This window comes from Spelaeicoccus albus, from assembly GCF_013409065.1.
Taxonomy (GTDB): domain Bacteria; phylum Actinomycetota; class Actinomycetes; order Actinomycetales; family Brevibacteriaceae; genus Spelaeicoccus; species Spelaeicoccus albus.
Genome location: NZ_JACBZP010000001.1, coordinates 3,516,318 through 3,529,674, shown reverse-complemented (window position 1 = coordinate 3,529,674; position 13,357 = coordinate 3,516,318). Strand labels below are relative to the sequence as shown.

Annotated in this window: 16 protein-coding genes; 10 read left to right on the top strand and 6 right to left on the bottom strand. The window is 65.5% G+C overall.

What is annotated here, in order from left to right:
- Positions 1-3: 3 nt before the first annotated feature.
- Together BJY26_RS16320 and murA are read left to right on the top strand one after the other, a co-directional pair.
- On the top strand, positions 4-459 hold the full coding sequence (locus tag BJY26_RS16320) for a DUF2550 domain-containing protein (RefSeq protein ID WP_179429236.1): 456 nt from the start codon (positions 4-6) through the stop codon (positions 457-459).
- Between the two features lie 9 nt (positions 460-468).
- Entirely contained in the window at positions 469-1,758 is a 1,290-nt protein-coding gene (gene murA / locus BJY26_RS16315) for a UDP-N-acetylglucosamine 1-carboxyvinyltransferase (RefSeq protein ID WP_179429235.1), read from the top strand.
- 24 nt (positions 1,759-1,782) lie between these two features.
- Here the strand turns inward: murA and BJY26_RS16310 are convergent, their stop codons facing one another.
- From BJY26_RS16310 to nucS, 3 genes are all read right to left on the bottom strand, one after another.
- Positions 1,783-2,106, bottom strand: a complete 324-nt coding sequence (locus BJY26_RS16310) for a putative signal transducing protein (protein WP_179429234.1) — start codon at positions 2,104-2,106, stop codon at positions 1,783-1,785.
- Positions 2,107-2,182: 76 nt separating this feature from the next.
- Positions 2,183-3,397: an N-acetylglucosamine-6-phosphate deacetylase gene (locus tag BJY26_RS16305; protein WP_179429233.1), complete on the bottom strand. Its 1,215-nt coding sequence runs from the start codon at positions 3,395-3,397 to the stop codon at positions 2,183-2,185.
- Between the two features lie 18 nt (positions 3,398-3,415).
- Entirely contained in the window at positions 3,416-4,111 is a 696-nt protein-coding gene (nucS, locus tag BJY26_RS16300; RefSeq protein WP_179429232.1) for an endonuclease NucS, read from the bottom strand.
- Positions 4,112-4,157: 46 nt separating this feature from the next.
- Between nucS and BJY26_RS16295 the strand changes: the two genes are divergently transcribed.
- Positions 4,158-4,481: a hypothetical protein gene (locus BJY26_RS16295; RefSeq protein ID WP_179429231.1), complete on the top strand. Its 324-nt coding sequence runs from the start codon at positions 4,158-4,160 to the stop codon at positions 4,479-4,481.
- A gap of 41 nt (positions 4,482-4,522) precedes the next feature.
- Here the strand turns inward: BJY26_RS16295 and BJY26_RS16290 are convergent, their stop codons facing one another.
- The 3 genes from BJY26_RS16290 to BJY26_RS16280 all read right to left on the bottom strand — a co-directional run bounded on the left by BJY26_RS16290 (position 4,523) and on the right by BJY26_RS16280 (position 7,728).
- Entirely contained in the window at positions 4,523-4,906 is a 384-nt protein-coding gene (locus BJY26_RS16290) for a DUF952 domain-containing protein (RefSeq protein ID WP_179429230.1), read from the bottom strand.
- Between the two features lie 3 nt (positions 4,907-4,909).
- Positions 4,910-6,040: an AI-2E family transporter gene (locus BJY26_RS16285; RefSeq protein ID WP_179429229.1), complete on the bottom strand. Its 1,131-nt coding sequence runs from the start codon at positions 6,038-6,040 to the stop codon at positions 4,910-4,912.
- Between the two features lie 206 nt (positions 6,041-6,246).
- Positions 6,247-7,728: a coiled-coil domain-containing protein gene (locus tag BJY26_RS16280; RefSeq protein ID WP_179429228.1), complete on the bottom strand. Its 1,482-nt coding sequence runs from the start codon at positions 7,726-7,728 to the stop codon at positions 6,247-6,249.
- A gap of 187 nt (positions 7,729-7,915) precedes the next feature.
- On the opposite strand from BJY26_RS16280, the gene BJY26_RS16275 reads away from it, so the two are divergent.
- The 7 genes from BJY26_RS16275 to BJY26_RS16245 all read left to right on the top strand — a co-directional run bounded on the left by BJY26_RS16275 (position 7,916) and on the right by BJY26_RS16245 (position 13,348).
- Positions 7,916-9,106, top strand: a complete 1,191-nt coding sequence (locus BJY26_RS16275) for an acetyl-CoA C-acetyltransferase (protein ID WP_179429227.1) — start codon at positions 7,916-7,918, stop codon at positions 9,104-9,106.
- 133 nt (positions 9,107-9,239) lie between these two features.
- Positions 9,240-9,821, top strand: coding sequence for an alternate-type signal peptide domain-containing protein (locus BJY26_RS16270; RefSeq protein WP_179429226.1), 582 nt, complete (start codon positions 9,240-9,242; stop codon positions 9,819-9,821).
- A 6-nt stretch (positions 9,822-9,827) separates the two neighbouring features.
- Positions 9,828-10,406 carry a hypothetical protein gene (locus BJY26_RS16265; protein WP_179429225.1) on the top strand — a complete coding sequence of 193 codons (579 nt, stop codon included), beginning with the start codon at positions 9,828-9,830 and terminating at the stop codon, positions 10,404-10,406.
- Positions 10,403-10,987 (top strand): signal peptidase I, encoded by a 585-nt coding sequence (locus BJY26_RS16260; RefSeq protein WP_179429224.1) that lies wholly within the window; start codon positions 10,403-10,405, stop codon positions 10,985-10,987. Before BJY26_RS16265 ends, BJY26_RS16260 begins: the two co-directional genes overlap by 4 nt.
- Positions 10,984-11,694: a hypothetical protein gene (locus BJY26_RS16255; RefSeq protein WP_179429223.1), complete on the top strand. Its 711-nt coding sequence runs from the start codon at positions 10,984-10,986 to the stop codon at positions 11,692-11,694. Before BJY26_RS16260 ends, BJY26_RS16255 begins: the two co-directional genes overlap by 4 nt.
- Positions 11,691-12,266: a TasA family protein gene (locus tag BJY26_RS16250; protein WP_179429222.1), complete on the top strand. Its 576-nt coding sequence runs from the start codon at positions 11,691-11,693 to the stop codon at positions 12,264-12,266. Before BJY26_RS16255 ends, BJY26_RS16250 begins: the two co-directional genes overlap by 4 nt.
- Positions 12,267-12,280: 14 nt before the next feature.
- Positions 12,281-13,348 (top strand): S24/S26 family peptidase, encoded by a 1,068-nt coding sequence (locus tag BJY26_RS16245; RefSeq protein WP_179429221.1) that lies wholly within the window; start codon positions 12,281-12,283, stop codon positions 13,346-13,348.
- Positions 13,349-13,357 lie beyond the last annotated feature (9 nt).

The following is a 13,357-nucleotide window of genomic DNA, read 5'->3' as shown; positions in this document are numbered from 1 at the left end:
CTCGTGTCACTCACGATTGTCGTCCCGGCTGTACTGCTGGCAATCGTGCTGCTCGTTATCATAGTGTTCAGCGTTCGACGGCGACATCTTTCGCGCGTGATCGGCGCTTTCGATTGTTCCGTGTTCGTCGGCGGGCCGGTGTACCCGGCTCGCCGACCGCATTGGCGCCTCGGCGTCTCGGTGTACGGCAAAGATCGTGTCGATTGGTATCCGGTCTTTGCGCTGGCCGGCAGGCCTCATTTGAGTTGGCTCCGCGGCGACGTCGAGATCGTCACGCGAGAAGTGCCCTCGGACGGCGAGCAGTTCGCCGTGTTGCCGGGGGCTCTTTTGGTGACATGCAGAAGCAAGAAATCCGGAGACTTCCGGATCGCCGTGAGTCCGGAGGCCTATGCCGGCCTCGCCTCATGGCTCGAGGCCGCTCCGCCCGGCCAAGTCGGGTGGATGGGCAGGTTTACGTAAAGAGGATCCGTGAAGTACATCAAAGTGGAGGGCCCGACGCCCCTCAAGGGACGTGTGCGGGTCGCCGGCGCCAAAAACAGCGTGCTGAAACTCATGGCAGCCACGCTGCTGGCGCAAGGCACGTCAACCCTGCGTAACGTCCCGGACATCATTGACGTGCGCATTATGGGTGAACTGCTGCGCCGGCTCGGGTGCACGGTCGACCACGATCGCGCGGCGGCCTCGCTACGGATCGACGTGCCGCAAAAGCCGGGAGTGCGCGCCGATTACGAACTGGTACGAGCAATGCGCGCGTCCATCTGTGTGCTCGGACCGCTCGTTGCCAGGTGCGGGGAAGCGCATGTCGCCCTCCCCGGCGGCGACGCGATCGGGTCGCGCGGGCTCGATATGCATCAACAAGGCCTCGAGGAACTCGGCGCCCGGGTTCACATCGAACACGGCTATTTCATTGCCGAGGCGCCCAACGGCTTGTCCCATGCCGACATCCGGCTCGACTTCCCGTCCGTCGGAGCCACCGAGAATTTGCTGATGGCGGCAACCCTGACCCAGGGCACGACAATTATCGACAATGTGGCGCGCGAACCGGAGATCATCGACATCTGCCGCCAGCTTGCCGAGATGGGCGCCGACATCTCCGGCATCGGGTCCTCTCGGTTGGAGATCACCGGAGTGTCCGAATTGCACCCGGCCGATCACTGCGTGGTCGGCGACCGCATCGTGGCGGGGTCCTGGGCGTTCGGCGCAGTGATGACGGGCGGCGACGTCGTCGTGGACGGTATCGATCCGGCCCATTTGCGCGCCGTCCTGGACAAACTCGAATGCGCCGGCGCCACTATCGAGAAGGAAGAGTCGAGCATTCGGGTGCACGGGCCGCAGCGTCCGGCCGGTATCCGGGTGTCAACGTTGCCGTATCCGGGGTTCCCGACCGATCTGCAACCGTTCGTGGTGGCGTTGAACGCGTTGGCCGAAGGCACCGGCATGATCACCGAGAACCTCTTCGAAGGACGGTGGCGGTTCGTACAAGAGCTCACCAGGCTCGGTGCGCGCGTACGGGTCGATGGCCACCACGCGCTCGTGATAGGCGTCGAACGACTGTCCGGTGCACCGGTGGAGGCCAGCGATATACGCGCCGGCGCCGCCCTGGTGATGGCGGGCCTTGCTGCCGACGGGGTTACCGAGGTGACGGGCGTGGAACACATCGACCGCGGATACGAGAACTTCGTGAACCATTTGACCGAGTTGGGGGCGATCGTCGAACGGGGCGAATCACCGGATCCGGTGGACGCCGTTCTCGGCTAGTTCCCGGCCTTGGGTCAAGTCGGCTCAGTGCGAGAAATGCAAGATGTCCTTGGCCCTGGCCTCGTCTTCGGCAAAGACCATCACGCGTACGCCGTCGACGGTGTCGGCAACCGTCGCGCGTATGCCGACCTCGGTCAGTCGGCGTTTGTCTGCAGCGGCTTCTGCCGCATCCGCCGGAGCGGCAACTTCGACGAGCAGCCCATAATCGCCGACGTGCCCCGGCTTGCCGGGTGCCGCGACGTGGGAGTGTCCGGTCGACCAGGTCCAGCGCAGTAAGAGCGCGAGCACGGCCACCAGCGCCAAGCCGGCAAACGGCTCGAGCACCATCGGAATTGATACGCCGTCCATACTTCCATCGTACCCGCGGCACCGTTTGCGCGGCAGTGGAACCAGCCGGGGCGGGGTGGAACCACCGGGGCGGGGCCTAGAGCAGCCACTCTCCGCGCTTCATCACTTGATGCAGTGCCAGTGCGCCGTCGCAGACCACGAGATCGGCTTGGTGGCCGGTGCGCAACGATCCGATGGTGTCGGCGCTGCCGAGCACTTCGGCCGGGGCCAGCGTGGCGCTGAGGACCGCCTCGGGTAGCGGCACACCGCCGGCCACCGTGGTGCGGACGACGTCCAGCAGGGTCGACGTGCCGCCGGCAATGGAGTCGCCGCCGGCCAGGCGGGCCACGCCGTCCGTGACGACGACGTCGACCGGGCCGAGCCGATAGCTTCCGTCCGCGCAGCCGGCCGCTGCCATCGCGTCCGTGACAAGGGCGATATTGGGGGCGCCGACCAGGCTGAATACCAATCGAACCATCTCGGGGGCCAGATGGACACCGTCCGCGATCAGCTCGATGACCGCATCGCCGTCTCCTGCAGCTTGCAGCGCGGCGGCCACGGTACCGGCGTCGCGATGATGCATTGGCCGCATCCCGTTGAACAAATGCGTGACCGTCGGACGCTGGTCGAGCATGCCGGAAGATCCGCCCAAATCGGCCGCTGCTTGCGCCAGCGCCGCGCCGGCGTCGTTGTAGCCGGCGTCCGTGTGGCCGACCGACGGCACGACGTCGCTCATTGTCAACTGAGAAATGAGGGCTTCGACTCCGGAAAGCTCCGGTGCGAAGGTCATGGTGGCGCCGAAACCGGCGGCGGCGTCGACAAGCCGGCCCACGAGGTCGAGATCCGGCGCCGTGATGTAGGTGGTGTCCTGGGCACCGGGCCGTTGAGGGGAAAGGAACGGGCCCTCCCAATGGATGCCGGCGATCTCGTCGGCCGCAGCCAACTCCACCAGCACCTTCGTCTTCTCGACCATCGAATCGCCGCCGTCGGTCACCAGACTGGCCAACTGCGTGGTGGTGCCGGATCGCCGGTGAAATGCTGCCGCCGCGCGGGCTTGATCGACGTCGCCTGATCCGAAATCGCCGCCGGCGCCGCCATGGCAGTGCAAGTCGACCAGACCGGGAAGGATCACTGCATCGTCCGGTACGACTGCGGCCCCGGGCCATCCGGCTGTGCGCGGCGCTTCGCGTGACGGACCGGCGTACGTGATGGTCCCGTCCGTGACGGCGACGACCGCGTCGTCGATCCGGGAGCCGTCGGTGATGAGCGTGCCGGCGACGACTGAGTCGGGCGGGATGGTCAGAGTGTCCATATCAACAAACTCTACTCACTAGAAAAGACGGGATTCCGGATCGTCCATGCCGCGAAGCGCGTCATAGTCGAGGGTGACGCAGCGGATGCCGCGGTCGGTGGCCAGTACTCGCGCTTGCGGCCGGATCTCTTGCGCGGCAAAGACGCCCTGCACCGGCGCCAACAACGGATCGCGGTTCATCAGTTCGAGATACCGGGTGAGTTGCTCGACGCCGTCGATCTCTCCGCGTCGTTTGATTTCGACGGCGACCGAGCCGCCATCGGAGTCCTTGGCCAGGATGTCGATAGGTCCAACGGCAGTCATGTATTCGCGCCGCACCAGGCTGTAGCCGGAACCGAGCGTCTCGATGTGCTCGGCCAGCAGTTTTTGCAGGTGGGCCTCGACGCCGTCCTTGATCAGTCCGGGATCGACGCCGAGTTCGAAACTCTCGTCGTGCCGGGTGGAGTAGACCGACACCACGAGTTTGTCGTCCGTCTTGGTGTTCGTCAGCGTCCACAACTCGGTCACGCCGGCGGCCGCCTCGGTGGCCGAGGGGTCGCTGATCGTGAAGGTACACGGCGGGCTCATCCAATTGAGCGGCTTGTACGAGCCGCCGTCGGAGTGCACGAGAAGGCTGCCGTCGGCCTTGAGCATCAACAGCCGGCTGGCTTTCGGTAGGTGGGCACTGAGGCGGCCCGCGTAATCGATCGAGCATTCGGCAATGACTAAGCGCACGGTCACCAACTCTAGTCGGTCGCGACCGGTAGGGGACAATGGACTCGTGCCACGATCGAACCGGCCGCGCCGCCGCGGCAAAAAGCAATCCGCCGGGCCGGAGGAGGGCCGCGATCTCGAGTCCGCGCTGACCGGCATGCCCCGACATGTTTCCGGTGCCGACGGCGACTGGACAATGCGCCGGGTTCGCGGCGGGGACAAGGCGTACCGGTGCCCGGGGTGCGACCAGCTGATCGCGCCGGGGACGGCGCATACGGTCGCCTGGCGCGCCGACGACGTCCTCGGATCAGATCATGCGCTCACGTCGCGCCGGCATTGGCATGACGCGTGCTGGGCAGCACGCGGACGTCGCGGTCCGACTCGTCGGTGACCGCTGCGAGGGAAGAATTGCGGACGTCGGCGATGCGGGTCTCAGGGGCGGACGTCGTAGTCGCTCAAGTCGGGCATGACGAATCGGCGTCCGGAGAACTCGACCGGCACTACCGCGACGACGGTGTCGTTATCGGTCGGCAACGGACCGTAGATGTGCGGGAAGAGCTGGTCGGAGCCGTGCGGAGTCTCCCACTTCACTTCGATGCCGGCGCCGGCGAGCTCATCTTCGTCGATGACAAGCACGACGAGCGGCGAATGCACGTCCGAGTACAGCATTGACGCGATCTTCGGTAGCTGCCCGGCAGTGGAGGCGTGAATGAATCCGGCGTCGTCGACGCTCGTGCCGCGGGTCGATACCGTGTATTCGCCCAGCGGGCGGGCCGCCTCGAAGTCATCGGCCAGGGCGAGGTGGAGCAGGCGCATGAGTCACAACCGATCTTGTCGCGGGATGAGTACTTCTCGAATGATCAATATGATCGCTGCGGCGACGGGAATCGCCACCAGGGCGCCCAGGACTCCGGCCAGCGCTCCGCCGCACAGCGCTGCGATGACTGCGACCGAACCAGATACCGACACGGCCCGCGCCATGACGCGCGGTTGGATCACGTAATTTTCGAACTGCTGGTACAACACGTAGTAGATCAGCACGACCAGCGCCGTCGACCAGCTTTGGAACAATGTGACCACGACGATGATAATTGCGCCGATAGTGGCGCCAATCAACGGAATGAGTCCGAACAAGGCAGCCACGACCGCGAGGATGGCGGGGAAGGGCACACCGACTATCAGCAGCATGAAATAGCAGCACACACCGTTGATCGACGCGATGATGACCTGGCCGGAGACGTAACGGCCGATATTGTTCGTGATCTGGTCGCCGATGAGCCGTGTGCGAGTGCGGCGCGACCGGGGCGCCAACCGGTAGATCCAGGCTTTTGTGACCGGCAGGGAAGCTTGAAAATACAGTGTGAGCACCAGGATCGTGACGACGCTGAATACCCCGGACACCACTGCCTTGCCGACGCCGAAGACCCCGCCGAGCACCGCGGAAATCGTCTTGGCGTCGCCGAGCTTCTCCTGCACTTCGCCGGTAATTTTATCGGCCAGGTGGAATTTGGCGTTCATGTCTTGGATGAACTGCGAATTGATGATCGTGTTCACATAGTCCGGAGTCGCATTGACCAGCGCAGTCGACTGTTGCACGATCGTGGGCACTATCGACGAGATGAACGCGGCGACGGCGCCGATCAAGATGAGATCGACCAGGACGATTGCCAAGGGCCGCGGAATCTTGTGCCGGGCCAGCCAGGCGATGATCGGCTCGAGGCCAAGCGCGATGAACAGGGCTCCGACGATGAGCGTGATGACGCCGCTGACTTGGCTGACCAGGTGCCACAACCCAATGGCCAAGAGCACCCCGATTGCCCCGACGAATCCGAAGTACAGCGGATTCGAGGCGTTGAACGGCACGCCGAGCTGGCCGAGCTGAGGCGGGGGGACGACGTCCGGGTCGGCAACCGACGGGTCGTTGCGGACGGCGGATTCCTCGCCCTGCACATCGTCGGAGCCGGGCGTCGTATCCGGTCTGCCGGTGGACGGCTCGACGTTGTGGATATCCGGCCGGGGCGACCCGGAGTCGCCGTCGGCGGTTATCTCATCCGGGTCTTCGGGCGGCCCGAAATCGTGTTGCTGAAGAACACTTTTGGCGCTTTTGGCGGCTTGAACAAGTGCTTGCCCGAACTGCCGCCCCGACGGCAGGTGAATTACCTGCCGCCTTCGCGTCCGGCCGTCCCGGCCCGTTCTGAGGTGGACTCGGCGGCGTTTCGGGGCGCCTCGGCGGGCTTCGCCCCGGTGTTGTTCGACGACCCGGCGTTGTTCGACGACCCGGCGTCGTTCGACGACCCGGCGTCGTTCGACGACGCCGAGGACTTGGGCCGGCCGGCGGACTTGGGCTGGTCGGCGTTCGAGGGCCCGCGGCCGTTTGCCGCGCCCGGCTGGGCCTGGCCGGCCTTCTTCGCTTGTGCCGCTTCCGCGGAATCGCCGGACTTGCCGGCGTCACCGGACTTGCCGGACCCGGAGGGCTTACCGGATTCGGCGGACTGATCGGACTCGGACGCTTCCGAATCGGCGATCGACTTGGCAAGCATTTCGCTGGGAGCGTTGAACATGGACTTGAGCTGCTCGAGCTGGGCCACAATCGATTTACGCTGATTGGTCAGCAGGGTGACTTGCGCCTGCGCGGCGGCAGTGCCCTTCTTGGCCTGCTCCTGTGCCTCGGCGATCGTGGCCTCCGCCTTTGAACGTGCTTCGGAGATCAGCGCCCCCGCTCGCTTACGTCCGTCTTCAATTATCGAATCGGCCTTGGCCACGGCGTCCTGCCTGGTTTGCTCGGCCTTGGCCAGAGCCTCCTTGGCGCGTTTTTCGGCGGCTGCCGCGCGCGCTTCGGCCTCGGCCACGAGGTCGGCGCTTTCCTTGGACGCTTTCTCGTGCGTTGCCTTGAGATCGGCATGCGTCTTTTCCCGCAAAGTGGCAAGTTCGACCTCGGCCTCGCTGGCCTTCGACTTGCTCGACGCCAGCAACGTCTGCGCTTCGGAACGCATGGCCTCGGCGTCTTTCTTTGCCGTTGCCCGAATCTCCGCGGCGTCGCGCTCTGCCGTCGACTTCAACTGGTCGAGCTCGCGAGCCAGGCGCGTTCGACCTTCCTTTGCCTCCGAATCGGCGGACTGCTTGCTCTTGGCGGCTTCGCGCTCGGCGCTTTCGCGCAGTTCCTTGGCCCTGCCGGTCGCCGAGTCGATGTGCTCTTGCGCCCGCAGTTCGGCAGCCGATTTGACGCTGTCGGCCTCGGCGCGCGCATTGCTCAGTTCGTCTTGAATCTCGCTTTGCGCCTTTGCGCGCAGCTGAGCCACCTCGCTGCGCGCGTTGTTGCGGATCGCTTCGGCGTCGGACGCCGCTTTCGACAAAGTCTCCCGCGACTGCTCCTCGGCGATCTTCAAAAGATGATCGATTCGCGAGCCGGGCTGTTCGGGCAGGTCGCTTGCATTCATTTCGCGCAGCTGACGCTTGACCTCGCTGAGCTCTCCGGCCAACTCCAACTTGCCGCGATCGGCGGCCTCGACCGAGGCCCTGGCCTCCGTCAGTGACTTTTGCAGGTGTGCTTGTTCGGCGAGAAGCTTCTTCGTGTACGCATCGACTTCGCTCTTCTCATAGCCGCGAAGTGATGTGCGGAATTCTTCTGGCTGCGTCACATCGTCTCCTTGAAGGAATTTGGTTGACCGAAAATTCGTGGGGCATGACTCATCGCTGCGGGTGCGTGCTCTAAGCCAGCTTAATGCCTACCGGTGCGGTGCCGGTGTCCAGCGTGACGATAGCTCCGTACAGTTAGTAGTAAGCAGTTAGTAGTAAGCAGTTTTCGTCCAGACGTGGAGGTTGGTCATGGTTCAAGCAGTCATTGCAGCGGGGGCGCGGACGCCGTTCGGGCGCCTTCAAGGGTCATTGAAGTCGCTTGCGGCCAGCGACCTCGGCGGTGTGGCGATCCGCGGGGCGCTCGACAAGGCAGGCGTGGACGCGGCCGACGTCGATTACGTCATCATGGGGCAGGTGCTGTCGGCAGGGTGCGGACAGGGCCCGGCGCGGCAGGCGGCGGTGGCTGCCGGGATTCCGATGTCGGTGCCGTCGATCACCATCAACAAGCTCTGCCTGTCGGGGCTGAACTCGATAGCGCTGGCCGCCACGTTGGTGCGGGCCGGCGAATGCGAAATAGTCGTCGCCGGGGGGCAGGAGTCGATGAGCCAGGCGCCGCACCTGTTGACCGGATCGCGCGATGGGTACAAGTACGGCGACGTCGCGCTCAAGGACAGCATGGCCTATGACGGGTTGTGGGACGTCTTCACCGATCAGCCGATGGGATTGTTGACGGAGCAGGCCAACACCGGCCGGCAGGAATTCGACCGCGGCGCCCAGGACGAATTCGCGGCGCGGTCGCACAATTTGGCGGCCGCGGCCTGGAAGAACGGCAATTTCACGGACGAGGTAGTGCCCGTGACGGTGCCGGCACGGCGAGGCGACGATGTGGTGGTGACAACAGACGAGGGCGTGCGCTCGGACACGAGCGTCGAGTCGCTGGCCAAGCTGCGTCCGGCGTTCAGCAAGGACGGGTCGATCACCGCCGGCAACGCTTCGCAGATTTCCGACGGTGCTGCCGCCGTCGTCGTGACGAGCCGGGAGAAGGCAGAGGAATTGGGTATGCCGATCCTTGCGGAGATCGGCGGCCACGGGTCGGTCGCGGGGCCGGACTCGAGTTTGCAGAGCCAGCCCGCCAATGCGATCGACGACGCATTGGCCAAGGAGGGCATCGCCGCCGGCGACCTCGACGTCATCGAGATCAACGAGGCGTTCGCCGCAGTCGGACTGGCCAGTACGAAGGCACTCGGCGTCGACCCCGAATCCGTGAACGTCAACGGCGGGGCGATCGCCATCGGGCATCCGATCGGCGCCTCGGGCGCACGGCTTGCGCTCACGTTGGCGCTCGAATTGGCCCGTCGCGGCGGGGGCGTCGGCGCCGCATCACTGTGCGGTGGCGGCGGTCAAGGCGATGCGCTGGTGCTGCGCTCGCCGCGCAGCTGACCGGTTGACAACGGAACCGTAACGAAGTCTTCGGAAATTCGGCGGGAACACTCAGGGAGCGTTAACCTTAAGTAGTCTCTACGGGGGTAGAGGCGACCCCTCAACGGGTTTCGACTGAACCTGGAGTTACCGCATGCAACGCACCCTGCCTAAAACCGGATTGAGCAAGACCGCCAAGGGAGCAATCGCCGCCGTTGCGGCAGTGCTGCTTTTGGCCGGCGGCTTCGGAAGCTACGCTCTGTGGAACGACAGTGCAACGCTTCCCGGCGGCACAGTGAATTCGGGCGAGCTGACGATCGCCACCGAGGGCGACGGGACCTGGACCGACCTGAACCCGGTCGACGGCCAGTCCGCCGACTGGAACCCGGCGACCGACACGATAGTCCCGGGCGACCGTATCGAGCTGGGCCAGGACGTCGTCATCACGGCCACCGGCAAGAATCTGGTAGCCGACCTCAACGTCGACACGTCCGGAATCACCGGCGACACCGAGTTGCAGGACGCCCTCGAAATCACCGTGACCTTGTCGAAGACCGGTTCGGACGACGTGGTGATCACTCCTGGGACGCCCGTCACCATCACGAGCGCGGACGCCGGCACGTATTCCGCGCACGTCGTCTTCGAGCTGCCCGACTCGGTCAAGGGGACGACGGCGCAGAACGAGTCGGTCGACTTGTCGCAGGTCGGTTACACGCTGTCGCAGCAACCCCGATAGGCCTCGATGCGCACCCGCCTGATCGTGGTGGCCTGCGCGGCAGTGGTGTTGCTCGGAGGAGCCGGCTTGTCCGGCGGACTCGGCACGGAAGCCGCGTGGAACAGCGCTGCCCCGATGAGTGACAAGCAGATCTCCTCCGGCACGCTGTCGATGACTGTCGGCGATGACTCGACGGCGTCGCACGACTACACGTTTTCGGGGCTGACCGTGTCGAACCTGTCGCCCGGAGATCGCCATCAAGCACCGCTGACGGTGCGCAATGCCGGCGACGTGCCGATGACGTTCAGCGTCATGTCGTCGTCGGCCGCCGGCGCATTGGCGGACGCATTGACGCTGCGCATCGACATGGCCGGCAGCGCATCGGACTGTCCGGCGGGCGGTGATTTCACCGGCACATCGGACAGCCTCGTGTACCAAGGAGCGCTGACCGGGGTGACCGCGACGACCGTGACGAGCCTGGCCCCGGCCGGTTCGACGGTGCTGTGCTTTGCCGTCACCCTCCCGTCGGGTGCGCCGCAATCACTGCACGGTGCGACAACCACTGCGGCCTTCACGCTCCGAGCGCAATCGCGGTCGGGCGCATGAGTACCGAGCCGGCAACCCGCACTGCGGTCGCGGCGACGTCGCGGCCGCGGCGCCGCGCCGCATGGGCAGGGCAATTCGTCAGCTGGTTCGTCCTGCTGGCCGCTCTTGGCATGCTGCTCGTCATGGTCGTCATCCCCTTGCTGGCCGGGGCGACGCCGTACACGGTGCTGACCGGTTCCATGCGCCCGGGGATGCCGCCCGGCTCGTTGGCCGTCGTCAAGCCCGTCGACCCGCACACTCTGGGCATCGGCGATGTCGTCACCTACCAGGTGCGGTCGGGCGACCCCGAAGTGATCACGCACCGGATCGTGGCGCAGGCAGTGGATTCGCACGGGGAACGCACGTGGACGACTCGCGGCGACGCCAACGGGGCAAACGATGTCAACCCGGTGACGGCACCTCAGATCCGCGGCAAGCTGTGGTATTCGGTGCCGGTGCTCGGATACGTCAACTCGCTGTGGAACCACGGCGAACGAAGCATCGTCATCATTGTGTGCGCGGCAGGACTGTTCGGGTACGCCGCATTCATGTTCGTATCCGCGGTGATCGATTTCGTACGGCGTCGGCGGGCCGGGTCATGAGTCGTACACGCATCATTCGGTTCGGGGGAGTCGTCGTTGCGGCAGTGCTGGCAACCGCCCTCAGCGCTGCTCCGGCACCGGCGGACGACGGAGACCTGCGCGTGTCGACGACGGGCACCGACTGGACCGCGACCCTTCACGACAGCTTGTTCGACACGGCCACCTATGTGCCGGGGGACAGCCACAGTGCCGAGCTCTTCGTGAAAAACGCATCGGATTCCCCGGCGGCGCTTCGAGTGGAACTTGTCGACGTGTCCGGAACCATGGCGTTGCGACGCGACCTGCGCCTGCAAACCGAACCGACGAACGATTCCGGAGCGCCGGGGCGGTCCGGAACCACAGTTGGGTTGTCGCGGTCCGGGCTTGGGCGACCGGCCGTCATGGCGGCCAAGGGCTCGGTGCCGGCGCACGGCGTCGTCCCGATGCACCTGACCATGACGCTGCCGGCGGCGTCCGGCAATGAATCGATGCACGGACACGTGAATTTTGCCGTCAAGGTCACGCTCGGCGATTCGCGCGTGGTCATTCCCGGCACGCCGCCCGACCACCAGCCGCCGGACGAGTCGGTTCCGCCGGGCGGAAGTACCGCCCCAATGCCCAGAACCGGAGCCGAACCGGCACTGCTCATAGCTCTTGCCGCCATCCTGCTGGGGATCGGCACGGCCGCGGCGATGGCCGCTCGACGTTCACGGAAGGACAGATCATGATGCGGCATCGAAGCAAAAATCCGAGGACGGGACGAATCCGCGCTCTGGTGGCGGTCTGCGGCGTCTTCGGGCTCGGCGCCGTCTCGACTCTTGCGGCGTGGACCGACGATGCCACGGCGACTGCGACCTTCTCGTCGGGCAGTATCGACCTGCGGCTGGATGGGGATCAGGGCAATCCGGACGCGTACCAGCTGACGTCGTTGAGCGTCGACGGGATGAAGCCGGGCGACACAACTGCCGCGCTGCTGCCCGTGCAAAACAAGGGCACGTTGCCGTTCGGCTACCGGATGACGGTGGGAGCGTCCACCTCGAACGCGTTCTCGCAGGCGCTGACCATCGCCGTGACATCGGGCACCGTCAGCGGATCCGGCACTGCGGCGGAGTGCGGGGGCACGGCGCTGATGGGGCCGACGTCCATTGCGACATCCCCCGTGATGAAACGGACGGCGGCAGTTGCGGCCGGCACATCCGACCGGCTGTGCATCGAGGTCGCCTTGCCGAGCGGTGCCGACAACGAGGCACAGGGGCAGTCCACGGACGTCGATCTGGCGTTTGAGGCGACGTCGCAATGAGGAACGTGAGCGGTGTGCGCCATTGGGTTCGCGAGACGGCACTGACAGTTGCCGCCGTCATCGGCGTGCTGTGCGTGCTCATGGCCGGCGCGGCGCTGGTTTTCGGCATCAAACCGCTGGTCTTCGAATCCGGATCGATGGGGCCGCGCATCGACACCGGAGCTCTCGGAGTGGCTATCTCGACTCCGGCGCACGATCTGCACGTCGGCGACGTCGTCAGCGTGCGAGACGCTGCCGGCGACCGAGTCACGCACCGCATCGTCGGCATGACCCGCGGTGGGAACGGACAAGCCGTGCTGACCTTGCGCGGCGATGCCAATACGGCGTCCGACGCAGAGGCGTACCGCGTCGTTGAGGCCGATAGGCTGCTGTTCTCGGTGAACAACCTCGGATACGTCGTGGCAGCATTGCAATCCCCGGCCGCGATCTTTCTGGGCGGACTGCTCGTCGGCGTACTCCTGATGGTCGCGTTCAGACGAAGCGACAGCGGAGGCCGGACGGCAAGGACGAGCGGAAGCCCGGCCGCGGGCCCCTCGCGCCGCCGGTCGCGGCACCGCGGGACGACGCGGGGCCCCGCCCGCCGGCGCGGAGTCGGGAGCGTGGCCGCCGTGGCGTTGCTCGGTGCAGTGGTCTCACTGGGCGCACCGGCCGTGCACGGGACGAAGGCGGCATATACGGACACGTCGGCAGCGACGGCCACCATCACGGCAACGACGATCGGTACGGTGAAGGGTCACTGTAGGTACAATCCCGGACTTGGGTCCGGAACGTTCGTCTTGACCTGGAGCTTCGTGAACGGCGGCGAAGACTACACCGGCGCCAATGCGAGCTTTGCCTATTCGAAACGAACTGGGCTCGGATTGATCACTCTTACAGGCACGAACGCACCGACGACCTCCAAACCCGAGAACGGCGTCTACACCACGAAAATCGGGACCGGTTTGCTCTCCGGATTATTGGGGGGAGACTTCGACTTTGCCGTGACGGTGAGCGACTCCGGATGGTCGTCGCCGCCGGTGAAATTCACGGCGAGCAATTCCCTCCTCGGAGGTAGCGGCGATTGTGATGCAAACTTCGGGTAGCTCGTTATT

Coding starts and splice junctions, on each gene's coding strand:
- BJY26_RS16310 (WP_179429234.1), bottom strand. CDS start 2,106: ATGGACGGCGTATCAATTCCGATGGTGCTCGAGCCGTTTGCCGGCTTG.
- BJY26_RS16305 (WP_179429233.1), bottom strand. CDS start 3,397: ATGGACACTCTGACCATCCCGCCCGACTCAGTCGTCGCCGGCACGCTC.
- BJY26_RS16290 (WP_179429230.1), bottom strand. CDS start 4,906: ATGCGCCTGCTCCACCTCGCCCTGGCCGATGACTTCGAGGCGGCCCGC.
- BJY26_RS16275 (WP_179429227.1), top strand. CDS start 7,916: ATGGTTCAAGCAGTCATTGCAGCGGGGGCGCGGACGCCGTTCGGGCGC.
- BJY26_RS16270 (WP_179429226.1), top strand. CDS start 9,240: ATGCAACGCACCCTGCCTAAAACCGGATTGAGCAAGACCGCCAAGGGA.
- BJY26_RS16265 (WP_179429225.1), top strand. CDS start 9,828: ATGCGCACCCGCCTGATCGTGGTGGCCTGCGCGGCAGTGGTGTTGCTC.
- BJY26_RS16260 (WP_179429224.1), top strand. CDS start 10,403: ATGAGTACCGAGCCGGCAACCCGCACTGCGGTCGCGGCGACGTCGCGG.
- BJY26_RS16255 (WP_179429223.1), top strand. CDS start 10,984: ATGAGTCGTACACGCATCATTCGGTTCGGGGGAGTCGTCGTTGCGGCA.
- BJY26_RS16250 (WP_179429222.1), top strand. CDS start 11,691: ATGATGCGGCATCGAAGCAAAAATCCGAGGACGGGACGAATCCGCGCT.